Annotated in this window: 23 protein-coding genes; 12 read left to right on the plus strand and 11 right to left on the minus strand. The window is 50.2% G+C overall.

Features of this window, described 5'->3' with window-relative positions; all coding sequences use genetic code 11:
- Positions 1 to 45 precede the first annotated feature (45 nt).
- Together pyrF and pyrE are read left to right on the plus strand one after the other, a co-directional pair.
- Entirely contained in the window at positions 46 to 846 is an 801-nt protein-coding gene (gene pyrF / locus IPI86_RS01925) for an orotidine-5'-phosphate decarboxylase (protein ID WP_345296290.1), read from the plus strand.
- A gap of 55 nt (positions 847 to 901) precedes the next feature.
- On the plus strand, positions 902 to 1,513 hold the full coding sequence (gene pyrE / locus IPI86_RS01930; protein ID WP_345296291.1) for an orotate phosphoribosyltransferase: 612 nt from the start codon (positions 902 to 904) through the stop codon (positions 1,511 to 1,513).
- A gap of 31 nt (positions 1,514 to 1,544) precedes the next feature.
- On the opposite strand, the gene IPI86_RS01935 is transcribed toward pyrE, so the two are convergent.
- The gene (locus IPI86_RS01935; protein ID WP_345296292.1) at positions 1,545 to 2,534 is read right to left on the minus strand and encodes a hypothetical protein; all 990 of its coding nucleotides are present in this window, start codon (positions 2,532 to 2,534) and stop codon (positions 1,545 to 1,547) included.
- Between the two features lie 116 nt (positions 2,535 to 2,650).
- On the opposite strand from IPI86_RS01935, the gene IPI86_RS01940 reads away from it, so the two are divergent.
- Positions 2,651 to 3,547 carry a GNAT family N-acetyltransferase gene (locus IPI86_RS01940; RefSeq protein ID WP_345296293.1) on the plus strand — a complete coding sequence of 299 codons (897 nt, stop codon included), beginning with the start codon at positions 2,651 to 2,653 and terminating at the stop codon, positions 3,545 to 3,547.
- On the plus strand, positions 3,540 to 4,628 hold the full coding sequence (locus IPI86_RS01945) for a quinone-dependent dihydroorotate dehydrogenase (RefSeq protein ID WP_345296294.1): 1,089 nt from the start codon (positions 3,540 to 3,542) through the stop codon (positions 4,626 to 4,628). Before IPI86_RS01940 ends, IPI86_RS01945 begins: the two co-directional genes overlap by 8 nt.
- On the opposite strand, the gene IPI86_RS01950 is transcribed toward IPI86_RS01945, so the two are convergent.
- On the minus strand, positions 4,614 to 5,231 hold the full coding sequence (locus tag IPI86_RS01950) for a hypothetical protein (RefSeq protein ID WP_345296295.1): 618 nt from the start codon (positions 5,229 to 5,231) through the stop codon (positions 4,614 to 4,616). The genes IPI86_RS01945 and IPI86_RS01950 overlap by 15 nt on opposite strands.
- 122 nt (positions 5,232 to 5,353) lie before the next feature.
- Between IPI86_RS01950 and IPI86_RS01955 the strand changes: the two genes are divergently transcribed.
- From IPI86_RS01955 to IPI86_RS01970, 4 genes are all read left to right on the plus strand, one after another.
- Positions 5,354 to 5,716 carry a hypothetical protein gene (locus IPI86_RS01955; protein ID WP_345296296.1) on the plus strand — a complete coding sequence of 121 codons (363 nt, stop codon included), beginning with the start codon at positions 5,354 to 5,356 and terminating at the stop codon, positions 5,714 to 5,716.
- Between the two features lie 65 nt (positions 5,717 to 5,781).
- Positions 5,782 to 6,549 (plus strand): enoyl-CoA hydratase-related protein, encoded by a 768-nt coding sequence (locus IPI86_RS01960; protein WP_345296297.1) that lies wholly within the window; start codon positions 5,782 to 5,784, stop codon positions 6,547 to 6,549.
- Between the two features lie 231 nt (positions 6,550 to 6,780).
- Positions 6,781 to 8,079 (plus strand): Glu/Leu/Phe/Val dehydrogenase, encoded by a 1,299-nt coding sequence (locus tag IPI86_RS01965; RefSeq protein ID WP_345296298.1) that lies wholly within the window; start codon positions 6,781 to 6,783, stop codon positions 8,077 to 8,079.
- Positions 8,080 to 8,281: 202 nt separating this feature from the next.
- The gene (locus tag IPI86_RS01970; protein WP_345296299.1) at positions 8,282 to 9,457 is read left to right on the plus strand and encodes an acyl-CoA dehydrogenase; all 1,176 of its coding nucleotides are present in this window, start codon (positions 8,282 to 8,284) and stop codon (positions 9,455 to 9,457) included.
- A gap of 66 nt (positions 9,458 to 9,523) precedes the next feature.
- On the opposite strand, the gene IPI86_RS01975 is transcribed toward IPI86_RS01970, so the two are convergent.
- From IPI86_RS01975 to IPI86_RS01990, 4 genes are all read right to left on the minus strand, one after another.
- Entirely contained in the window at positions 9,524 to 9,841 is a 318-nt protein-coding gene (locus IPI86_RS01975) for a cupin (protein WP_345296300.1), read from the minus strand.
- A complete protein-coding gene (locus IPI86_RS01980; RefSeq protein WP_345296301.1) occupies positions 9,838 to 10,212 on the minus strand; it encodes a VOC family protein in 375 nt (124 codons plus the stop codon). The genes IPI86_RS01975 and IPI86_RS01980 overlap by 4 nt, the downstream gene beginning before the upstream one ends.
- A 120-nt stretch (positions 10,213 to 10,332) precedes the next feature.
- Positions 10,333 to 10,704 (minus strand): rhodanese-like domain-containing protein, encoded by a 372-nt coding sequence (locus tag IPI86_RS01985; RefSeq protein WP_345296302.1) that lies wholly within the window; start codon positions 10,702 to 10,704, stop codon positions 10,333 to 10,335.
- A 90-nt stretch (positions 10,705 to 10,794) separates the two neighbouring features.
- A complete protein-coding gene (locus IPI86_RS01990; protein ID WP_345296303.1) occupies positions 10,795 to 12,234 on the minus strand; it encodes a M3 family oligoendopeptidase in 1,440 nt (479 codons plus the stop codon).
- Between the two features lie 477 nt (positions 12,235 to 12,711).
- Here IPI86_RS01990 and IPI86_RS01995 point away from each other — a divergent pair, with 477 nt between their 5' ends.
- Genes IPI86_RS01995 through dnaN form a run of 3 tightly spaced genes read left to right on the plus strand, consistent with a single transcriptional unit; the run spans position 12,712 to position 16,318 of the window.
- Positions 12,712 to 13,185 (plus strand): hypothetical protein, encoded by a 474-nt coding sequence (locus tag IPI86_RS01995; protein ID WP_345296304.1) that lies wholly within the window; start codon positions 12,712 to 12,714, stop codon positions 13,183 to 13,185.
- A gap of 34 nt (positions 13,186 to 13,219) precedes the next feature.
- Positions 13,220 to 15,142, plus strand: a complete 1,923-nt coding sequence (locus IPI86_RS02000; protein WP_345296305.1) for a DUF5671 domain-containing protein — start codon at positions 13,220 to 13,222, stop codon at positions 15,140 to 15,142.
- Positions 15,143 to 15,184: 42 nt separating this feature from the next.
- On the plus strand, positions 15,185 to 16,318 hold the full coding sequence (dnaN, locus tag IPI86_RS02005) for a DNA polymerase III subunit beta (RefSeq protein WP_345296306.1): 1,134 nt from the start codon (positions 15,185 to 15,187) through the stop codon (positions 16,316 to 16,318).
- 75 nt (positions 16,319 to 16,393) lie between these two features.
- Here dnaN and IPI86_RS02010 read toward each other — a convergent pair whose 3' ends face one another.
- The 5 genes from IPI86_RS02010 to IPI86_RS02030 all read right to left on the minus strand — a co-directional run bounded on the left by IPI86_RS02010 (position 16,394) and on the right by IPI86_RS02030 (position 20,214).
- Positions 16,394 to 17,221, minus strand: a complete 828-nt coding sequence (locus tag IPI86_RS02010) for a YhfC family glutamic-type intramembrane protease (RefSeq protein WP_345296307.1) — start codon at positions 17,219 to 17,221, stop codon at positions 16,394 to 16,396.
- Between the two features lie 122 nt (positions 17,222 to 17,343).
- Positions 17,344 to 17,994, minus strand: a complete 651-nt coding sequence (locus tag IPI86_RS02015) for an SdpI family protein (RefSeq protein ID WP_345296308.1) — start codon at positions 17,992 to 17,994, stop codon at positions 17,344 to 17,346.
- Between the two features lie 36 nt (positions 17,995 to 18,030).
- The gene (locus IPI86_RS02020; RefSeq protein WP_345296309.1) at positions 18,031 to 18,972 is read right to left on the minus strand and encodes a slipin family protein; all 942 of its coding nucleotides are present in this window, start codon (positions 18,970 to 18,972) and stop codon (positions 18,031 to 18,033) included.
- Positions 18,969 to 19,397 (minus strand): GntR family transcriptional regulator, encoded by a 429-nt coding sequence (locus tag IPI86_RS02025; RefSeq protein ID WP_345296310.1) that lies wholly within the window; start codon positions 19,395 to 19,397, stop codon positions 18,969 to 18,971. The genes IPI86_RS02020 and IPI86_RS02025 overlap by 4 nt, the downstream gene beginning before the upstream one ends.
- 163 nt (positions 19,398 to 19,560) lie before the next feature.
- The gene (locus tag IPI86_RS02030) at positions 19,561 to 20,214 is read right to left on the minus strand and encodes a cupin domain-containing protein (protein ID WP_345296311.1); all 654 of its coding nucleotides are present in this window, start codon (positions 20,212 to 20,214) and stop codon (positions 19,561 to 19,563) included.
- A gap of 229 nt (positions 20,215 to 20,443) precedes the next feature.
- Between IPI86_RS02030 and pdxS the strand changes: the two genes are divergently transcribed.
- Positions 20,444 to 21,331 carry a pyridoxal 5'-phosphate synthase lyase subunit PdxS gene (gene pdxS, locus IPI86_RS02035; protein WP_345296312.1) on the plus strand — a complete coding sequence of 296 codons (888 nt, stop codon included), beginning with the start codon at positions 20,444 to 20,446 and terminating at the stop codon, positions 21,329 to 21,331.
- Positions 21,332 to 21,358 lie beyond the last annotated feature (27 nt).

Here is a 21,358-nt window from a genome sequence, read left to right on the forward strand (position 1 = left end):
TCGAAGGGCGGTTTTTTAATCCATACTCAGGACGTAACCACTCCAATGGAAACCTTTTTCACTTTTCTCGAAAGACGCGTCGACGATTCATCCTCCCTGCTTTGCATCGGACTCGACCCGCACATTCCCGACCTCAAGGAACCCACCGCCGAATCTGCCCTCGACTTTTGCCTGACTCTGGTCAAGCAGACAGCTCCCTACGCTGCGGCATTCAAACCCAACGCCGCCTTCTTCGAAGTCTTCGGCGCCGAAGGCTGGACCGCCCTCAAACAGGTCATCGAAGCCATCAATGCAGAATCAAACCGCTTGGGCTCGCGCATTCCCATTATCCTCGATGCGAAGCGCGGCGATATCGCCTCCACCGCCGATGCATACGCCAAATCCGCTTTCGAGAATCTCGGCGTGGATTGCATCACCTTGAATCCGTATTTGGGAAAAGACTCCATCGATCCCTTCCTTCAAAATTCTGAAAAAGGCGTCTTCCTGCTTTGCAAAACATCCAACGCAGGTTCGATGGATCTGCAAAACCTGCTCGTCATGCCGATGGGGTCAGACAGCCCCATGCCCTTGTATTTGTATGTTGCCCAGCTCGCCCAGCAATGGAACGAAAAGAATAATATCGGCATCGTCGTCGGTGCCACCCATCCGCAGATCATGGAAATGATCCGCGCCGCCGCGCCTGATCTGTGGTTCCTTTCACCCGGCGTCGGCGCACAGGGCGGCGAATTGGAATTGGCGCTCAAAGGCTGGCCTGCGCAAAGATGGCAAGGGAATCCTCCTGCCCGTCTCACGCGCTGTGGCCCGCGCACAAAACCCCGCCAAAGCCGCCGCCGAATTACGCGATGAGATATTGAATATCAAAAGAGAATTGAAGCTCAGATAATCGAAAAGGAATCCATCCATGACAGAACTCAACCCCAATCTGGCATCCCTTGCCGATGGCCTGCTCTCTGCTGGCTGCATCAAATTCGGTGAATTTACACTCAAATCCGGGCTCAAATCCCCCATCTACATTGACCTGCGTCAGATCATCACCTATCCCAAACTGCTGGAGCAGGTCGGCGCGGCTTATCTGCCTCTGTTAAAAGAATTGAAGTTTGACCGTCTCGCTGGCCTGCCCTATGCCGCCATTCCCATCGCAACGGCCGTTTCCCTGCAGGGCAATTACCCGATGATCTATCCGCGCAAGGAAGTGAAGACCTACGGCACCAAGGCCGAGATCGAAGGTGAATATCATGCGGGTGAGATCGCCCTCGTCATTGACGACCTCGCCACCACCGGCGGAAGCAAATTCGAAGCCATCGAAAAACTGACCGCTGTTGGTTTGGCCGTGAAGGATGTGGTCGTTCTGGTAGATCGCCAGTCTGGCGCAAAAGAATCGCTTGAACAGGCGGGCTATTCCATGCACTCTGTATTGACCATCAAACAAATGCTCGACCACTGGGAGTCTACGGGTAAAGTGGAAAAGGACAAGATCGACGCCACGAGAAGGTTTTTGGAAAACAACCATTAATGCGGAGAGTCATGACTCCCTATTGCCATTGTCACTGACTGATATTAAGAGGCGTTTCAGACGGTATCAACAGATTGAGAAGATCACCGCGTTCTTTGCCTGTGCCGCATATCTTGTAGGTATCCATTTCCACTCTGGCTTCATATGGGCCGCCCCACCAGGTTGTGCTGGTAAGGTTGTATATCACCCGATTGGGCCGGTCAGGGGGTGGAAGAATCTTGTGGGTATCGGGGATTGAAAGACGACCCAATTCTAAAAATACACGATAAGCCATATCATTCGGGCTGCGCACCACATTCCTGATCTCTGCACATAGATATTCATATGCAGTCACCCAGTTTTGGCCTTCGATCGCGGTCAGATAGCCATTCAAAGACTGTTCCATCAGGTACGTTGGTGATAACGGTGTTTCTGATGCCAGTGATTGCTGTTGCTCCGCCTGCATCAGCGGCAAAATGGGCTGGCCTGCATGGAATAAAGGCATGGCTGAAGGCTGAGGGTGTTCCGTCTGCCTGAGTAGCAATGGCGGACGGGTGACCTCTATGTTCGGAAGCAGCGGATGTTTTGCTTGGGCGCTGATTCCATACCTGCCAATATAATAAAAAAGCACGCTGGTGATACAAAATATCAATATGCCGAGCATGATCGGTATGTAGCGCGAGTTGTTTGGACGCTTACCCCACCCGTCAAAATAGATCCATTTTGGTTCCCGTTTCACAGGGAGCCCGGACCTTGCATTTTTCACCGATAGAGGTTCCTGTATTGAACGTGCGATGACGGTATGTTTGGATGTTAATTTTTCAAGTTCGCTGCGCGCATTTTGGTTGTCGGGATTGATCGCCAGGATCTTTTGCAGGCAATACTTTTTCTTCGAAACGCTTTCCACACATTCAAATAAACAGATCCAGGCCGCCTCGTTATAAGGCTCTTCCTGGACAAGCTTGCTTAAAAGGGACAAAGCCGCCCGCTTGTCTCCCTCCAGAATAAGTGCAATGGCCTGCCTGAGTTTATCTGAATTCATTTGCCCTCACTGATTTGCTTGAGATCCACATTATATTTTCCGTATGGTAATGGCTTGCGGTACGATAAAATAAAATGGATACAAAGGTGATTTTAGCATAAAAGAGGACAGTGAAAATGCAGCCCAAACTCATCCCCTGCGGCACAGAACATTTTGAAGAATTAATCAGTTTCGTCGTTCGTTTGAACAGTGAAGATACTCATCATATCGGTTTTTTCGGCGAAGGAGAAGCCGATGTGCGTGCTTCTCTGGCGGAATGTGTCGTTCCGCCTGCAGAGGGATTCCATCTCGCCTATGCTGACGATCAACTGGTCGGCGTTTTTGGTGTGGATGCAGACCCCGAGGTCAACCGCGCCTGGCTTTTCGGTCCGCTGATCGAACATGCAGATTGGCACTCCCTTGCAGATGATCTGTATGCAGCCAGCTTAAAGGTCATCCCTGCAGGTATCGGGGAGCAGGACCTTTTCTTTGATGTTCATAACGTGAACATCAAAGAATTTGCTGAAAGACATGCTTTTCTCTCCCGTTCTGAAAACGCGATCATGACTCTGGCGCGGGCGCAATGTAAAAAACTTTCATTGTCCCCAAATTCATTTTCAGTGATTGAGTTTCAACCATCATTTTTTGAGCCGTTCGAGCAAATGCATAATGAGCTTTTCCCGACCACTTATTTCACGGCGCGGCAGATTGTTGAAAGAATAAACGAAAGCCGCCGCCTGTTCCTCGGGATTGAAAATGGGATATTGAAAGGGTATCACTTCTGTAAAATCGAATCGGATGCGCGTCTCGGCTATGTGGATTTCATCGGTGTGGATCGATCGGTGCGCGGGCGCAGCCTTGGGGCATCCCTGCTTGCTGCGGGCATGGATTGGATGCTGTCTTTTCCGGAAACTGATAAGATAAGCCTGACGGTCAATGCGGATAATGCGGCCGCCATAAAACTCTATGAAAAGTACGGCTTCATCACCGAACGGGTGATGTGCGGATATCGTAAAAAAGGACTTGATGTATAACTCCATTCGCCCTTATCTTTTTCGGCTCGATCCCGAGCACGCCCATGCGCTCACCCTTCACGCATTACGCATCACAGGCAATTTCGCTCCTTCACGCTGGATCATGGAGCAGTTGTTCAAATCCCCGCCAAAACCGGTCGAAGCATTCGGATTGACTTTTAGGAATCCCGTTGGGATTGCCGCCGGTTACGACAAGGACGGCGTTGCCATTCGCGGACTCGCCGCACTGGGGTTTGGTCACGTGGAAATTGGAACGGTCACCCCTCGGCCTCAACCTGGCAATCCATCCCCGAGAGTCTTCCGCCTGGTGGAGGATGAAGCCGTGATCAACCGCATGGGCTTCCCGAGCAAAGGCTCCGAGTTTATGCAGCTCAAATTGAATCCGTCGCTGCGCTCTGGTTTATTCGAACGCATTTATGGCATTCAGCCGCGCAATCAAAAAAGATTTATCAACTCCATTCATCGGGGCGGCGCCATGTTGGGGATCAACCTCGGCAAGAATAAGGATACATCCAATGAGGAGGCCGTTTTCGATTATGTCTCGCTTGTGGATGTCTTCTCGAAATACGCCGATTACCTGACCATCAATATCAGTTCGCCGAATACCGCGGGCCTGCGTGAATTACAGGGACGGGCGGCGTTGGAAAACCTGCTTTCTCATTTGCATCAACAGCGGCTTGTTTCGCAGAAACTGCACGAGAAGAATCTGCCCATCCTTGTCAAACTTGCGCCAGATCTTTCAGAAGCGGAATTGGATGATGCCATCGAAGCCATTCTGCGCACGAAGATGGACGGTGTGATCGTTACGAACACGACCCTTGCACGCGATGGGCTGAGATCAAATTTGCGGGGAGAAACAGGCGGCTTAAGCGGGAGTCCGCTCAAGGGTAGGAGCGAAGCGGTTCTTCATCAAACCGTAAAAAGAGTGAACGGTGAAATTCCGATCGTGAGCGCGGGCGGAATTATGACTCCGCAAGATGCAAAACGCCGCCTTGATATGGGAGCGGCGCTTGTTCAGGTTTATACAGGCTTGATCTATCGCGGGCCGGGTTTGGTGAAGGAAATTTTACGGCATATATAATCCACCCGAAGATTCCATCCAGTCGGCGATCTTTTCAACGGCGGCGGGGATATTGTTATCTGAAATATCAATTTCGAGTTTTGGCAAAATTGATTCGCTGGCTAGCCTGCGGATCAATTTTTGTTCATCAATAAAAAGATTCAGGTCATCATATTGAGATGGATTGCCCGAGACCTTGAGCCTTTCGGCGCGCGCGGCTTCGAATGACTCAGGGGAACGAGTGAGCAGCACCAGGCGGAAATTAAGCGGGAGCAGGCGTTCTTCAAGCCAGCGGAAATCGTAATCTTTTTGGTAGGTGTTAAGCTGATACATGCGCGTGGAAAGATGAAAACGGTCCACGATCCATGAGTAATAGCGCTGCAACTCGAAGAGCTTCACCCATGTTTCGTAAGTTTCCATCGCGAGCGATTCTTCATGCGGCTCGAAATTGATCAGGCCTCGTCCCCAGGGGAAATTGGTGAAGGCGCACCATTCGCCGGAGATGAGCGGCGAGTGGTATTTGTATTTTCGCGGGCCCACGATGCGTGGGTGCTCGTTGAGGGCAAAAGCGATGTCGGTTTTGAACGTCAGGCGCGTGCCCTCGAGGATTATTTTTGGGGTCATTTTGCTCATATTTGTAATTATATTCACAGTTTAACCTTGCAAAAAAATTCTAATAATATTCTGAAACGATTCATCTGCATTGTTGTGGTATATTCCCGCTAGGTAAAACTATAGGTAAACTTATGGAAGATAAAATTACGATCATCGAAGGTCCCCCGCCGATTTTTGAGCACGTCAACGACGGCTGGGCATTGGGTTTGAACGAAAGTTCGACCCTGTCGGTCCCCGCGCTAACACGCCTGCGTACGTTCAACGGGCCAGCGCTTGTGCAGCGTTGTTATACCGCCTGGCACAACAAATCATCCATCCATCTGCATTATCGTACCGAATCCGGTCTTGAAGAGACCGCCCCCATCCTCGCCGCCCGCAATGTTGATACTCCCGATGGGCACATGCTGCTCCTGTGGGTATATCTCGACGGCGAAAGCGTTGAATACGAAGTGGATGCAGGCGACGAAGATCAGCAGGATGATTTCCCTGAATAAATAGTTTTCAAAACAATGACAGTCACCTTGCACAAGGTGACTGTCGCTTTTTGTACCGAGGACTCATGACAACGCTCAACACGAACCTCAAATCTGGTACGGCGATCCTGACGTTGAATCGCCCCGAACGCGCCAACGCTTTTAATTTTGAAATGACGAATGCCCTGATGGACGCCCTGTCACACGCGGAGAACGACCCGAACGTGAAATGTGTGGTCATCACCGGTGCTGGGAAGGTTTTTAGCGCTGGGCAGGATATCACCGAAATGAAACAAGGCGGGGCGATTTCCTACCGCGAGCATCTTGAGAAAACATACAACCCGCTCATTTTGCAGATCCGCAACATGGGTAAGCCTGTCATCGCCGCAGTCAACGGACCGTGCGCGGGCGCCGCGTTTGGCATTGCGCTGGCTTGTGATCTGCGTATCGCAAAATCCAGCGCATATTTTGTGGTGGGTTTCAGTGGAATCGCGCTTGCGCCTGATTCTGGCGTTTCCTTGTTCCTGCCGAAATATATCGGGCTGGGACGCGCGCAGGAGTATTTTTATTCCAACAAGCCCATCACTTCCCATCTGGCCTATGAGTGGGGATTGGTCAATCAGGTGGGTGGATTCAACTTCGATGCGCTGGTCATGCAGGTTGCGGGCAAACTGGCCGCAGGTCCGCGTGAAGCGTTTGCGGCGGGGAAGCAGGCTTTCAATCACGCCATCCTTCCCAATTTGGAGGATGCGCTTCACTACGAAGGCATCCTGCAGGACAAGGCAGGTAAGTCGGCGGAGCATCGAGAAGGGGTGGCGGCGTTTTTGGGGAAGCGCGCCCCAAAGTTCGAGTAGTGGCGGAAATCCTGCAAAAGTAGTCAAAAATCATCATTAATAATCCTAAATATGCGGATTTTTGTCATATTGACTTCATTATGATTCTCGTGTAAAGTTCAGGAGTAATTGTGATTTAACGGATTAACTTTATGGTTCAGTCGATTGACATAACTCGTGTTTAGAGCGGGTACCCCGTCCGGGGTGCCCGCTTATATTTTCTCAAAATTCTTCATTCAAGGAGAACAAAAAATGTCAGGACAGATCAATGCCTTTGAAATGGCACAGAAGCAATTCGATGGAGTTGCCAAGCAATTGAAGCTCGATCCCGGTGTCGCCGAGGTCTTGCGCTGGCCGATGCGCGAATTTTCGTTCCGCATCCCCGTGCGTTTGGACGACGGCTCGTTGAGGGTCTTCCAGGGCTTCCGTGTACAACACAACGATGCCCGTGGCCCCAACAAAGGCGGTATTCGTTTCGCAGCGAATGAGACCATGGACACCGTCCGCGCTCTCGCCACTTGGATGACCTGGAAATGCGCAGTTGCCGATATCCCTCTGGGCGGCGGCAAGGGCGGCATTATCGTCGATCCCTCCACTCTTACTGTCAATGAAAAAGAAGAAATGTGCCGCGGTTGGGTACGTGCCATGTGGAAGAACATTGGTCCACGCAATGATGTGCCCGCTCCGGATATTGGTACCACTCCTCAAATGATGGGTTGGATGATGGACGAATATTCCCGCCTCGTCGGCCAATACACCCCCGGCGTATTCACCGGCAAACCGCTTGGCGGCGGCGGCTCTTTGGGCCGCACCGAAGCCACCGGCTATGGCGTGATCTACACCGTCCGCGAAGCAATGAAGCACCTCAAGATCGATGGCAAGAACTCCGTCGCCGCCATTCAAGGTTTCGGCAACGTGTCACAATATGCGGCTGCCGGTTTCGTTGAAATGCTCGGTGGACAGGTCGCTTGCGTTTCCTGCTGGGATCGCCACGACAAGAAGGCTTACACCTACAGCAAGAAGGGCGGCATTGATCCGCGCTTCCTGCTCACCATCGTTGATGAATACGGCACGATCGACAAGGCCAAGGCTCAGGATGCTGGTTACATCGTTGAAGACGGCGACGCCTGGATCACCAAGGAAGCCAATGTCTTGATCCCCGCCGCGATGGAAGGACAGGTCACTTCCGATACCGTTGGCAAGATGTCCAAGAACATCAAGATCGTTGCCGAAGGCGCAAACGGCCCCTGCACACCCGAAGCGGACGAATTCTTCAAGAAGAACAACATCTTCAATATCCCCGACTTCCTCTGCAACGCTGGCGGCGTGACCACCTCCTACTTCGAACAGGTTCAGAACGATATGAACTTCTACTGGTCGAAGGAAGAAGTGCTCGAAAGACTCGACCAGAAGATGACCTCCGCCTTTAACAGCGTCGTTGACCGCAGCGAAAAGGAAAAGGTCTACATGCGCGATGCAGCCTACATGGTTGCGATCGATCGCGTGGTGAAAGCCATGGATCTGCGCGGCTGGTTGACCGGTAACGCGTAAGAAGAGAACCGAGATTCGCGAATAGTAAAAGAGGACTTGTCACCAGACAAGTCCTCTTTTTGAATTGCGATTAATCGTAAATCTCGGAACTGTTCCTGTTTTCTGCGGCAGTAACCCAACTCTGACATTTGATACAATCACCAGAAACAACGCGATTTGCTATTCTCTGCTCTCTAATCACTATTCTCTAAAAGAGGCCCTCATGTCAAAACAAACCTTCAAATGGGACGATCCTTTCCTGTTCAACGACCAGCTCAGCGATGAAGAGCGCATGATCCGCGATACGGCACGCAAATACTGCCAGGACAAGTTAATGCCGCGCATCCTCGAAGCGAATCGAAATGAGAGCTTCGACCGCTCCATCATGAATGAAATGGGCAGCCTGGGGTTTTTAGGCAGCACCCTGCCCGAAGAATACGGCGGCTCGGAATTAAATTACGTCTCCTACGGCCTGATCGCCCGCGAAGTGGAGCGCGTGGACAGCGGTTACCGTAGTGCAATGAGTGTGCAAAGCTCGCTGGTCATGCATCCCATTTATACCTACGGCTCCGAAGAACAGAGGAAGAAATATCTGCCCAAACTCGCCAGCGGAGAATGGGTCGGTTGTTTCGGTCTCACCGAGCCTAATCATGGCAGTGACCCTGGCAGTATGGAGACCCGCGCCAAAAAAGTGGATGGCGGATATATTGTGCATGGCAACAAAATGTGGATCACCAATTCCCCGATTGCCGATGTTTTCATCGTGTGGGCAAAATTGGATGGTGAAATTCGCGGCTTCATTTTGGAAAAAGGCATGAAGGGATTAAGCGCCCCGAAGATCGAAGGCAAATTCAGCCTGCGTGCCAGCACTACAGGCGAGATCGTGATGGAAGAAGTCTTCGTCCCCGATGAAAACCTGATGCCGAATGTCTCTGGCTTGAAAGGTCCATTTGGATGCTTGAACAAGGCACGATATGGAATTGCCTGGGGTGCTCTTGGGGCGGCGGAATTTTGCTGGCATGCCGCGCGTCAATACACACTTGACCGTCCGCAGTTTGGACGTCCACTGGCGGCGAATCAGATCATTCAACTCAAATTGGCGAATATGATGACGGAGATCACGCTCGGTTTGCAAAGCGCATTGCGCGTGGGACGACTCATGGATGAAGACAAGTCCACGCCTGAGATGATCTCGCTCATCAAACGCAACTCCTGCGGCAAGTCACTTGAGATCGCGCGCATGTCACGCGATATGCACGGCGGCAATGGCGTTTCAGATGAATTCCACGTCATTCGCCATGTGATGAATTTGGAAGCGGTTAACACCTACGAAGGCACACACGATATCCACGCGCTGATTCTTGGCAGGGCGCAAACGGGAATTCAGGCGTTTTCATAAAGTGATGACTATGATAACAAAAAGAGGATGTGCTTCTGCGCATCCTCTTTTTGTATCGAAATTTCGTTACAGATGTCCTTCCAGACACACCACACCCTCGGCGCCGACTTGCGCATCGTGGACCGTACCCGCTGGCAGGTCGAGCCGATCGCCTGCATGGAGGGTGACCTTCTGTTTAAGCAGGGGCAATCCAAAGGTGATGCTGCCCCTGACCACATAGATCACCTTGTCGAAACCATGCTTGTGCGCCGAATAAACATCATGCGGACCATTCGACCATGAATAGGGATTCAATCCCTGGCCTGCCATGATCGTATATAACAATTCCTCGGTTGGTGGGCTTGCTGTTTCCCATGGGGTGACGCGAAATGAGTTTGTTGTCATCCTGTTGCTTCCATCAACTCGATTCGATTTCCAAACGGGTCGAAGATGTGTGCTCGTTTGTAGCCATCCAGCGGCGGCTGGGTCGTGTCTGTTTCAAACCCTGCTTGTTGGATTTTTGCAAGTAACTCATCAAGGCCATCCACGACGAAAGCAGGATGTGCCTTGCGCGCGGGGCGGAAATCCGCTTCGACCCCGATATGCAATTTCACAGAATCAGACTCGAACCAGACTCCGCCGCGTTTTGCAAGCTCGGGCGGTTTTGGGACTTCATGAAACCCAAGCAGGTCGACGAAGAAAGCCCGCGCTTCACGCTCCGCGTCGCCGCCAACTGGCATTGCGATTTGAACATGGTCAACCCTGAGAATGCTCATCTATTCCGTTGGATAACCCGCTTCCATCCACGCGGCCAGGCCGCCAAGGATGGGAGTCGCTTTGGTAAATCCGTTATGTAAAAGCAGGAACGCCGCACGGGCGCTCGTGTGTTCATTTTGTCAGGTACAGTAGGTAATGATCCACTGATCCTTATCGAGCGGCACGTTCGCTATATTGCCTTCAAACTCACCCAATGGAATTAAGACAGCCCCGGCAATGTGGACCTCGGCATAGGCTTCCGAACTGCGTACATCCACAATGACCGCTTCACCGCTATCGAGCGCAAGCTTTGCATCCTCTACAGAGACGCGCGGCACCTCATCTTCTGTTTGTGGCTGGCCGCTTTTGGTCGGCAGAGGAGACAGGGTGAAGATCGGGGCTTGCGTTGAGATGGGGGCATTGGATTCGCTTTGCGGCAGGATGGCATTACACGCCAGCACTGCCAGCAAAGCGACTGAAAGGCCGATAAAAATATTCCTTTGTCTTGTCATTGCCTACCTCCAAAGTTTATTTAAAGTGCGTCGCACCAAAAGGTTGGATCGTTCTATCAAAATTGGTGCGACGCACCCTGCGCCATAAGACTACAACTTGCAGAAACGGTCGATGCGTTTACCGATAATGGCGAGGCTGTCATCCCAGAACTTGCGCGTGGTGATGTCAATACCAAAGCGTTTGGCGAGTTTTGCCGCGCTTTCTTCGCCTGTGGATGCAAGCAGATTCTTGTAATCCTGTACGAAGGCTTCACCGCGCTGTTGATAAATGGCATACAACCCCGTGGCGAACAAAAGGCCGAAGGCATACGGGAAATTATAGAAGGAAAGCCCGGAAGAATAGTAGTGCGGCTTCCAAGTCCACATGAATTTTTGCAGGTATTTCTCGTCGATGCCGTTGCCATAGGTGGCCTTTTGGGCACGTTCCATGATGTCGTTGAAGTCATCCGCAGAAAGCTCGGATTGTTCACGGCGTTCGAACACTTCCTTCTCGAACAGGAAGCGCGAATAAATATCCACCACCACCTGCCCCGCACCCTGGATCTGCGCTTCGAGCACGGCCAGTTCTTCCTGTGGGTCCTTGGTTGTGGCGAGCACTGCTTCAGTGATGATCGTTTCACACATGGTTGAGGCAGTTTCGGCCAGAGTCATGGGCGTGAGCTGCTGTAACACCGTCTTGTTTGCCTGATAGGCACATTCGTTATGGAAGGCATGTCCCAATTCATGTGCCAGCGTGCTGACTTGATCGAACGAACCGTCGAAGTTGCACAAGATGCGGCTTTCCTTTAATCCCTGTACCTCAGTACAGAATGCGCCGCCGCGTTTGCCTTCGCGTTGTTCAGCATCGATCCAATTGTTGTCGAAGGCGCGTTTGGCGAACACACTCAGATCGGGAGAAAACTTCTCGAAGTTTTCGAGAATGAAATCGCGCGCTTCTTCGTAGGAATACACCTTATCCGTTTTTCCGAGCGGGGCGAAGATATCCCACCAGGCGAGTTGTTTCTTGCCGATCTTCTTCGCCTTGGATTTGAAGTACTTACGGAACATTGGGAAGGAATCTTTCATCGCTTCGAGCATGGCTTCGAGAGTCTTGCGGTCGAGGCGTGCCGCGTCAATGGCAGAATGGACTGCATCCTTGCGTCCACGGCGTTTGTTCAAGACCACGGTTTCACCTTTGACCCCGTTGAGGCAGGCGGCCAGTGTTTCTTTTACACCTTCCCAGGCAATGTTCTCTGCTTCGTATCCACGGCGGCGCGTAGCTTCATCGGGGTGCGAGCGCAGATTGATCAACGCGGGCATCGGCATTTTCTCCACTTTGCCGTCGAGTTCGAATTCAACTGACATCTGCGAAACGACCGAGCCCTGCAATTTGCCGAAGGCATTCCCGCCGCTGAGTGACATTTCTGCGGCAAGCTGCTCTTCGATCTCGCTCATCAGGTATTTGCTCTGCTGTGCAGATTCCTTCAGCATGAAGGCGTGTGCCTTTGCCGAGGGATTCAACTTGACGATCATCACCCAGCTTTTGGGCATTTGCCCCGACCCATGCGGTGAACTGTGTGAACAGTTGACTCATCGGCAGGCTGGCCTGCTCCATTTCGGAAAGGGTCTTCATGGCCACTTTGTCACGTGAATTGGTGGTGACGAATGAGTAGATATATGGGAAGATCGTGGAGGAAAGGGTCTGGATTTTGTTGATGCGGTCAATGGCTTCGCCTATGAGGGGTGCCAACTCCCTGGCTTTGGATTTCGGGCCAGCTTTGCTCAGTTTGTTCTTGAAAAACTTTCCAAAAGAAGCAACCTGTTTTTTGTAATCTTCAACAGCTGCCTTGAATTCTTTTGATTCAAGCGAAGGATATACGTTTGTTAGATCCCAATGGGGGGCGGAAATGGTCATTTTGTTCTCCTTGAAATATGAGATATGGCTAGTATACCAAAGGCCTTGGGGAACTTTTTACCTTGCCTTTTCATCTTTGAACCTATACAATGAATTTAGACACGGAGGTTCTTATGAAACAGGATCGATTTCTTATCGGCATTCTGGCAGGCATTGGAGTTTTGATCCTGCTTGCCCTCGTTTTGTTCTTCACGCGAAAAGAAGACAAAAGGGAATACATGACCGCGGATTCACCCGAGGCGGTGGTTTATAACTATGTGCTGGCTATCACAAACGATGATTACAAAAAAGCCTACTCCTATCTTGCCGAAAAGGAGCATAAACCCAGCTATGAACAATTTCGGCAGTCCTTCTTTAATGGAAGTATTTATTCAGATAACGTTGGTGTGGATGTAGGAACTGCGGAAATTGATGGTGCTGACGCCCTTGTTGATTTGGATATGGTGTACTCTCCCAGTGACCCATTTTCCGGCGGCTACACCAATACAGACCGCGCCCAACTTGTCAATCAGAACGGTGATTGGAAACTGACCTACATGCCATATAACTTCTGGGCATACGATTGGTATCAGGAACAATTTAAGTAATAGCTGCCCTCGCAATGGCGAGATGGAGTGAATCATGAAAACAGTCAGAAGACTTTACTTTTATGCCGTAGCCCTGATCAGCTTCGAGGTGGTGTTGTGGGGCTTGGTTGGTTTGATCCGCTCCATTGTCAACCCGAACCTGATCACCGATAACGCACAGGCGCTGGCAACGGCACTTTCCCTTATTTTGGTAGGAATCCCATTTTTTCTTGTCCACTGGTTGTGGGCTCAGCGGGTCTCGGCGCGTGAAGAGGAGGAGAAAACTGCCACGGTGCGCGCTGTATTTTTGTATGGCGCATTGCTTGCCACACTCATCCCAGCTGTGCAAAATTTGCTGGCATTGCTCAACCGCGCCTTCATCGGTGCAGCCAGGATTTCATACGAACGTGCTTTGATCGGCGGCACGCAATCCTGGCCCGATAACCTCATTGCGATCATTCTCAACCTGTTGATGGCCGCCTACTTCTGGAGCATTCTCCGCGCCGAATGGCCCGCTCTGACTGATACTGAAAACTTCAAAGATATTCGCCGCATCTATCGTTACTTGTGGATGCTGTACGGCTTGTTGATGGTCGTATTCGGTACACAGCAAATTTTGCAATTCATTTTACAAATCCCCACAGATTTGATCGGGACTTCCGGACGCGAGACATTTGTCAACGCGACCGCTTTGCTGGTGGTGGGTACGCCGATCTGGTTCTTTGCCTGGCGCTTCATTCAGGACGCCTTGCCTGATCCTGATGAAAGTGGGTCTGTTCTGCGCCTTATCATTCTCTACCTGCTTGCGCTCGGCGGCATCATCACTGTGCTGACAGCGGGCGGGAACATCCTTTACGATCTGCTCAGCCGCCTTTTTGGAGAAAATATCTCGAACACAGACCTTCTTCAAAATATCAGCGGTCCGCTTTCGTTGGTGATTCCCTTTGGCGTTTTGTGGGGCTACTATGGCGGCTGGCTAAACAAACAATTCGAGTCAGTGTCGAGTATTCCACGCCGCTCGGGAATGAAGCGAATCTATTTTTACATTCTTTCCACCATTGGGCTGGCAACAACGATCACTGGTGTGCTCTTGCTGTTTATGTTGATCATTGACCAGCTTACCAATAAAAACGTGGACGTCATTGCGGCGGATACTGTGTTGAAACAATTGGCCGCCGCGATTTCTGTTATTGCTGTGGGGTTGCCGCTCTGGTTAATGACCTGGCGGCCCATGCAGGCAGAGGCACTCGCCGATGGTGAATCGGGTGGACATGCGCGCCGTTCCATTGTTAGAAAGGCATATTTATATCTGGCTTTGTTCGCGTCTGTTCTGGGAACAATGGTGCCAGCAGGAATGATCATTTTCCTGTTGATCCAGGCCGCGTTGAAGGGCGAAGTCGAAAAGGATTTTCTGAACAGCATATTGACAGCCTTGCAGGCATTGATCGTATTCGTTGTGGTATTGGCTTATCACCTTATGGCGTTGCGCAAAGACGGCGCGGCGCAAGCTGATGTATTGGAGGAAAAGCAATCGGAATTCCGTGTGGTGGTCTTTGACCATGATGGGAAATTTGGCGAGGCGGTCAAGTCGGTATTTGCCAGGCAGGCTCCTAAATTACCCGTGACCGTGCTGAAGGCGGGCGAAGCCATTCCTGCCGATGTGAAAGCGAATGCCTTGGTATTATCTGGTTCACTGGCTGTGAATTTGCCCGACCATGTCGAGGCGTGGATCCGCTCATTTGATGGGAGCAGGCTCATCGTCAATGATGATGCGGCGGGCGTTTACTGGATGAATGATTTTGGGCAGGCGGCTTTATCCGCGCAGGCTTTGGCGGAGGGGCAGGATATCCGCCCGCGATCTGCCGCAAAAGCAACACCAGTGTGGACGTATGTAGCTTATGTGTTTGCAGGATTGTTCGCGTGCCAGTTGCTGATTATATTATTGTCTCTGGGTATATCTTTGGTTGTCGGCGGTTAGTTAATGATATACTTTCAAAAAAATCATCCGAGGCGATAACCTATGAAAGTAACTGTCCTTCAAGAAAACCTTGCACGCGGTTTGAGTATTGTCTCCCGCGCCGTTTCGCCGCGCAGTACCCTCCCTGTTTTATCTAATATTTTGATCGCAAGTGATGAAGGCCGTTTGAGGCTTTCGGCCACCAACCTTGAGTTGGGCATTACCTGTTGGATCGCGGCTCGTATCGACGAGGAAGGATCCACCACGGTCCCTGCGCGTACCTTTGCTGACTTGGTGAATACTTTGCCGGGTGATCAGGTGCAGTTGGCATTGGATGTGAAGACTCAAAACCTGCATGTAAAAGGCGGCACTTCGAATAACGATATCAAGTGCATTGATGCGCAGGAATTCCCTCCGCTGCCTGTGCCTGAAATGGATGGCGCTGTTCAATTAAACGTGGCTGATTTTAAAGAAATGATCCAGCAGGTTGTCTTTGCTGCATCCACCGATGAAGCCCGCCCTGTGTTGATGGGCGTGTTGATGCATGTGGAAAAGGACAAACTTACGATGGCAGCGGCAGATGGTTTCCGTCTTTCGGTTCGCAAGGCAGTCCTTTCGAATCCCGTGCCCCAGCCGTTGAATTTGATCATTCCGTCACGCGCGTTGAGCGAACTGGCTCGCGTGGCTTCGGATCATGAAGAACCCATTTACATGGTTGCGCCGAAGAATCGTGGTCAGGTTTTATTCCGTGTGAAGGACGTTGAAGTTGTTTCGCAATTGATCGATGGGACATTCCCGGATTATCAGCAGATCATTCCGCGTAGTTACAAATCACGCACGCTGGTTTCCACAGCCTCGCTGCTCAAGGCTTGCAAGCAGGCTGAGATCTTTGCGCGTGAAGGTTCGAACGTTGCCCGTTTCGACATCAAACAATCGAATGGCGAAATGCAGCCAAGTGAAGTGGAAATCTCCGCCACATCTGAAGAGACTGGTAAAAACGAGACCATCGTTGAAGCGACTGTGGATGGCGGCAGTGTGTTGATCGCGTTCAACGTCAAGTTTTTGCGCGAAGCGTTGGAAGTGATCAAGACTCCGAACGTTGCGCTGGAAACATCTGCGGCGAATGCGCCTGGTGTCATCAAGCCGGTGGGTGACGATAATTTCCTACACGTGATCATGCCGATGCATTTGGGATAATCAATAGAATCAAAAAAATCCGCCGAAGATTTTCTTCGGCGGATTTTTTTGATTCTTGAAACCAGAACAAATGTTCTATTTTGTTTGCGCTTCATTTTTGACGGGGAAGTTGGTACGGAGTCGAATGGCATATGCCAACACCCCAACACCTAAAAGCAAGATCATTAGCTCGAATCCAAAAACACTCACGGCAACATTTTCACCAGCTGTGATCTTTGGAAATACATAAACTGCCACTGCATCGACAAATGCATGCCAGAGTAATGCGATCCAAAACCATTTCTTTTGATTGGCGACAATGCTGTACAACACAAGAATCGATAAGCCAATATGTAAACTCATCGCTGAGATACGTTCCATAAACCCGAACAAAGGCATGACATCGGGCTGAGTCCAATATGCATTAATTTGTTCTTGAACAAGCCCAACTTGATCGGCTGGTAAGTTCAATGCAGAAAGATTGGACGGATCTCGCATGGCAATCATTTGTGCCATCGTTGAGATCGAGATGATGCCCAGCAAGATCGCCTCGATGCCACCATGTCCAAGCCCGATGACGATTCCATTTTTCCATGTGTCTGTTGATTTGCGAATGGCTTTGAATAAAATGTAGCGAGCTGTTTCCTCGAATATACCCGCAAGTAAACCCAACACAACCGCGTTGAAGATCAGTGTTATAGATTTATCTGGCGATGGAAGTATGCCGTTTGAAAACAGTGCAGTCAGCCCATATACAACGGGAATATGCAGCACCTGTGATGCGATAAAAGTCAACGCGCCTACTGTGAATAGTTTGCGAAAATCTTTGAAGCCAAGCTTGAATTTCTTCGCGATGAAAAAACCAGCAATAAGCGGCAATAGGATCATGCCTGTGTAGCCAATGATGGAATATGGAATAAACATTTCTTCTCCGAATTTATCTGATGCGTGTGAGAATCTCTGACGGTGTTGTGGCCGTGGTCATATCTCGTGGACGGTTTCACGTGAAACAAAAAGCGCGGCACTTTTGAAGCCGCGCTTTTTGTTTAGGTCTTCATTTCATTACGATACAAAATATAAGAGTAGACCACCAGAAACAGTGTGGATCCCATCAGCGGAACAAACATCAACCAGAAGGCCAGCATGCCGCCGAAGAATCCTCCAATGATGGCGAATGCTCCAGAAAGCATGAACAGGACCGAGCCGAGTTGATGCGTTTTATTCCAGACCGTATCGCTGGAAAGAGTCCACGGGGTCCGAATCCCGATGAAGAAATTGCGTTTGGCCTTCTTCAACATATAGCCGATAAAGAAGAACAGCAGGCCGATCATCGGCAGCATGGCTGCGCTCATTTTGAAATTATTGTAGCCGAGGCTCCATGCCAAGGTCAGCGCGTGGATATAAAGCATGAAGGCCACGAAGAACACGATAAAAAGATTGAAAGTTTCGCGGAATTCCGCAACGTTTGCTTTTAGTGGGTCAATGTTGGGAATAAAGATGAATAACACGAACATTCCCAACGTGATCAGTGGCAGCAGGAACACGCCCCAGAATCTTGGCATGGTTCCGTCCACTTCATCATTGGCATTCCAATGGGAAGCCATTTGGTCTGGAAGCTGATTCCAAAGAGCCAGGCCAGCAATGGCAGCGATCACAATCAAGCCCAGTACAATCATTGAAGTTGTTTTGGTAGTCATTTTTTCTCTTTTCTGTTTCGTTTCACGTGAAACGATTTACTTGTCTTTTGGTAGGTTATTTTGCGCCAGCGAAACCATTCCACTGAGACCGCCGAGATTCATCGTGTCCACAGCGGAGGATGGAACGATCACGAGCGCGCCTTTTTCTTTCAGGCCTTCAAACAGCATGTTCATCCCACGCAAATGGAGCGCGGTGGGATTATTGATGTACGCTTGCGATGCTTCGGCAAACGAAGCTGCGATCTGTTGCTCTGATTCGCCGAGGATCACGCGGGCTTGTCGTTCGCGTTCTGCCTGCGCTTGGCGCGACATGGCGTCCTCTAGAACCTGAGGGATTACCACATCGCGAATCTCCACAGATTGTACGGTTACGCCCCAGGGTGTGGAGCGCTCGTCAATGATCTTCTGTAGCTCTTCATCCATTTTTGCGCGGCCGACCAGAATATCGGCGAGCGACATTTGCCCAATGATCTCACGCAGTGCGGTCTGTGCTGCCCACGAAATCGCGCTCTGGTAATCCTTTACTTCAAGCGCGGCTTTCTCCGCATCCCACACCACCCAGAACAATACGGCATCCACGTCCACTGGCACGGTATCTTTGGTGAGAGTCTTTTCCGCTGAAAAGGATGTGACCATCACACGATGATCAATCCACATTGTGGCGTTATCAATGATCGGAATCAACCAAAACACACCGGGCCCTTTCAAGCCATGGAATTTCCCCAAACGCAGTACAACGGCTTTTTCCCATTGCGACGCAACCTTCAGTGCAAAGAGAAAATACGTGCCGATCATGGTCAGGCCAAATACCCAAACTCCGATCACTGCATCTGGAAATCGACCATCGCCAATCACTGCACCAAGTATTGCAATCAACAGAAACACTGTGAATATTGTTATGGCAATCGGCGAAATGTGTTGATCATCTTTTGATTGTTTGTTCTTTTCGATTAACGACTTAAATAGATTTGTGTTCATTTTGCATTCTCCTTCTGTTTGTTTTGCGCTTCTTTCCTGACCTTCAAACTGTCTCTAACCATTTGGCTGATCTCCTTTTCGAAGAAGCCCAGTCGAAAGGCTTCGTTGATGAATCGTTGAGTCAATGCTTCAAGTGATTCATTCCGTAACTTTTCACTGATGTTTGGTGGTGGTATCTCTGTAATATATGTGCCGCGTCCTTGTTGAGTGGAAATGATTCTGGCTTCATCCAATATACGATATGCACGCGCCACAGTATTGAAGTTGACTCGTAATTCCTGCGCCAGCGCACGGACCGTGGGTAGCTGGTCGCCGGGTTTCAACCTCCCATTTGCCAGCTGACTTTGTATCTGGTTAACGATTTGAGTGTAAATAGGAAGGCCTGAATGGAAATCAAGCCGAAGGGTGAGTTTCTTCTCTGTCATAAATCGCATCCTGATTGTACTAATTGTATCATTGTACTAATTGTAATCAGATTCAAATTTAAGTCAAGCCCTTTAAGAACTGATGTTCCCGTTGCCCAACGGGAACATCAGAAACCCAGGAGAATGCATTTAGGTTTTTTACTTGGGAATTGAACCCTTGCGATTATTTCAAAAAGTGCCTGTCGCTTGGGTTTTCGCGCTCATCCATTGCGCACAGAATCAGCAGCGCACGAGATGGCGTTGCGTTGGGATTCTTCCATTGATGAGGAAGATATGCTTCAAAGATCAGGCTGTCGCCAGGCTCGAGAATATAGGTTTTATCCTCCACCGTGTAGATGATTTTTCCTTCGATGCAAAAGACAAACTCACGCCCGGTGTGGACAATCGGAGTCCGTCCGCTGTCGGCATAGGGATTCAGTGTAATAATGACTGGCTCCGCCCCAAAGTGCGACATCCCCGAAGCCAGGTCCGCTACTTCCCCCTGAGAAAAAATGGACTGAGGTCTTTCTCCCGATTTCTGGAAAACAATCGTGCTATGGCCGCGGTTATTTTCAAAAAATGAAGTGATTGGTATTTGCAGGGCCTGTGATAATTGTTGAAGTGTATTGACACTTGGTGATGTCCGTCCGTTTTCGATCAGGCTGAGTGTATTGACATTCAACCCGCTTAATTCAGCTAATACTTTGATCGAAAGTCCTCGTTCTGCACGAATAATGCGCAGTCGCTGGCCTACATTAAGTTCACTGTTTGACGACGCTGTTGAGGTGAAAAAAGGAGAGTTTGTATTACGGGCATTTTTTGGCATAAAATCTTTCACTTGCTAATCCAATTACACATTATTATAGTTGTGGAACCGAAATGGTCAAGATGTGCAACTATTACATTGGTTTTTGCTACGGGTTTATTGGTATAAATAGCACCCTTCCGCTGTTTTTTTCGCTTTTTTTGAGTATATGGACGATGGGAAAGATGCTTACGACCCTCTTATGATTTAAATATATCTGCATGGTAGAATTCACACGCATTAATTAAAGGAGCGTATAAAAATGGAATCAAAAACTGGTACATGGACTGAGAAAAAGGGTTTGGCCCAAATGTTAAAAGGCGGCGTCATCATGGACGTGGTGAATGCCGAGCAAGCCAAGATCGCAGAAGATGCGGGTGCGTGCGCGGTGATGGCTTTGGAGCGCGTCCCTGCTGACATTCGTGCAGACGGCGGTGTGGCGCGCATGTCTGACCCTGACATGATCTTGAAGATCATTGATGCGGTCAGCATTCCTGTTATGGCGAAGTGCCGCATTGGACATTTTGTGGAAGCGCAGATTTTGGAATCCATCGGCGTTGACTATATTGATGAATCCGAAGTGTTGACTCCTGCTGATGAAGAACATCATATTTTGAAGCACAACTTCAAAGTGCCGTTCGTTTGCGGATGCCGTAACATTGGCGAGGCCTTGCGCCGCATTGGTGAAGGCGCCGCGATGATCCGCACTAAGGGTGAAGCTGGTACTGGTGATGTGGTGGAAGCTGTGCGCCATGCCCGTTCGGTGATCGGTTCGATCAAGCATTTGCAGGTGATGGACGATGAAGAGTTGATGACCTTTGCCAAGAACAACGGCGCGCCGTATGAATTGGTGAAGGAAGTGAAGACTCTCGGACGTATGCCTGTTGTCAATTTTGCGGCGGGTGGTGTTGCAACTCCCGCCGATGCAGCCTTGATGATGCAGCTCGGCGTAGACGGTGTATTCGTCGGCTCTGGCATTTTCAAGAGCGGTGACCCTGCCAAACGCGCCGCGGCCATCGTCAAATCTGTGACCCATTATCAGGATGCCTCCATCCTTGCCGAAGTGAGCAAGAACCTCGGCGAAGCCATGGTGGGACGCAATGCCGCACACATGCCTGAAAGCGAAAAACTCGCTGTTCGTGGTTGGTAAACTATTGTAGGAACACGGCATCGCCGT

This window comes from Candidatus Villigracilis affinis (assembly GCF_016705895.1).
GTDB lineage: Bacteria > Chloroflexota > Anaerolineae > Anaerolineales > Villigracilaceae > Villigracilis > Villigracilis affinis.

Excerpts from the sequence above, each read along its gene's own strand:
- pyrF (WP_345296290.1), top strand. The coding sequence starts at position 46 with ATGGAAACCTTTTTCACTTTTCTCGAAAGACGCGTCGACGATTCATCC.
- pyrE (WP_345296291.1), top strand. The coding sequence starts at position 902 with ATGACAGAACTCAACCCCAATCTGGCATCCCTTGCCGATGGCCTGCTC.
- IPI86_RS01935 (WP_345296292.1), bottom strand. The coding sequence starts at position 2,534 with ATGAATTCAGATAAACTCAGGCAGGCCATTGCACTTATTCTGGAGGGA.
- IPI86_RS01940 (WP_345296293.1), top strand. The coding sequence starts at position 2,651 with ATGCAGCCCAAACTCATCCCCTGCGGCACAGAACATTTTGAAGAATTA.
- IPI86_RS01945 (WP_345296294.1), top strand. The coding sequence starts at position 3,540 with ATGTATAACTCCATTCGCCCTTATCTTTTTCGGCTCGATCCCGAGCAC.
- IPI86_RS01950 (WP_345296295.1), bottom strand. The coding sequence starts at position 5,231 with ATGACCCCAAAAATAATCCTCGAGGGCACGCGCCTGACGTTCAAAACC.
- IPI86_RS01955 (WP_345296296.1), top strand. The coding sequence starts at position 5,354 with ATGGAAGATAAAATTACGATCATCGAAGGTCCCCCGCCGATTTTTGAG.
- IPI86_RS01960 (WP_345296297.1), top strand. The coding sequence starts at position 5,782 with ATGACAACGCTCAACACGAACCTCAAATCTGGTACGGCGATCCTGACG.
- IPI86_RS01965 (WP_345296298.1), top strand. The coding sequence starts at position 6,781 with ATGTCAGGACAGATCAATGCCTTTGAAATGGCACAGAAGCAATTCGAT.
- IPI86_RS01970 (WP_345296299.1), top strand. The coding sequence starts at position 8,282 with ATGTCAAAACAAACCTTCAAATGGGACGATCCTTTCCTGTTCAACGAC.
- IPI86_RS01975 (WP_345296300.1), bottom strand. The coding sequence starts at position 9,841 with ATGACAACAAACTCATTTCGCGTCACCCCATGGGAAACAGCAAGCCCA.
- IPI86_RS01980 (WP_345296301.1), bottom strand. The coding sequence starts at position 10,212 with ATGAGCATTCTCAGGGTTGACCATGTTCAAATCGCAATGCCAGTTGGC.
- IPI86_RS01985 (WP_345296302.1), bottom strand. The coding sequence starts at position 10,704 with ATGACAAGACAAAGGAATATTTTTATCGGCCTTTCAGTCGCTTTGCTG.
- IPI86_RS01990 (WP_345296303.1), bottom strand. The coding sequence starts at position 12,234 with ATGCCCAAAAGCTGGGTGATGATCGTCAAGTTGAATCCCTCGGCAAAG.
- IPI86_RS01995 (WP_345296304.1), top strand. The coding sequence starts at position 12,712 with ATGAAACAGGATCGATTTCTTATCGGCATTCTGGCAGGCATTGGAGTT.
- IPI86_RS02000 (WP_345296305.1), top strand. The coding sequence starts at position 13,220 with ATGAAAACAGTCAGAAGACTTTACTTTTATGCCGTAGCCCTGATCAGC.
- dnaN (WP_345296306.1), top strand. The coding sequence starts at position 15,185 with ATGAAAGTAACTGTCCTTCAAGAAAACCTTGCACGCGGTTTGAGTATT.
- IPI86_RS02010 (WP_345296307.1), bottom strand. The coding sequence starts at position 17,221 with ATGTTTATTCCATATTCCATCATTGGCTACACAGGCATGATCCTATTG.
- IPI86_RS02015 (WP_345296308.1), bottom strand. The coding sequence starts at position 17,994 with ATGACTACCAAAACAACTTCAATGATTGTACTGGGCTTGATTGTGATC.
- IPI86_RS02020 (WP_345296309.1), bottom strand. The coding sequence starts at position 18,972 with ATGAACACAAATCTATTTAAGTCGTTAATCGAAAAGAACAAACAATCA.
- IPI86_RS02025 (WP_345296310.1), bottom strand. The coding sequence starts at position 19,397 with ATGACAGAGAAGAAACTCACCCTTCGGCTTGATTTCCATTCAGGCCTT.
- pdxS (WP_345296312.1), top strand. The coding sequence starts at position 20,444 with ATGGAATCAAAAACTGGTACATGGACTGAGAAAAAGGGTTTGGCCCAA.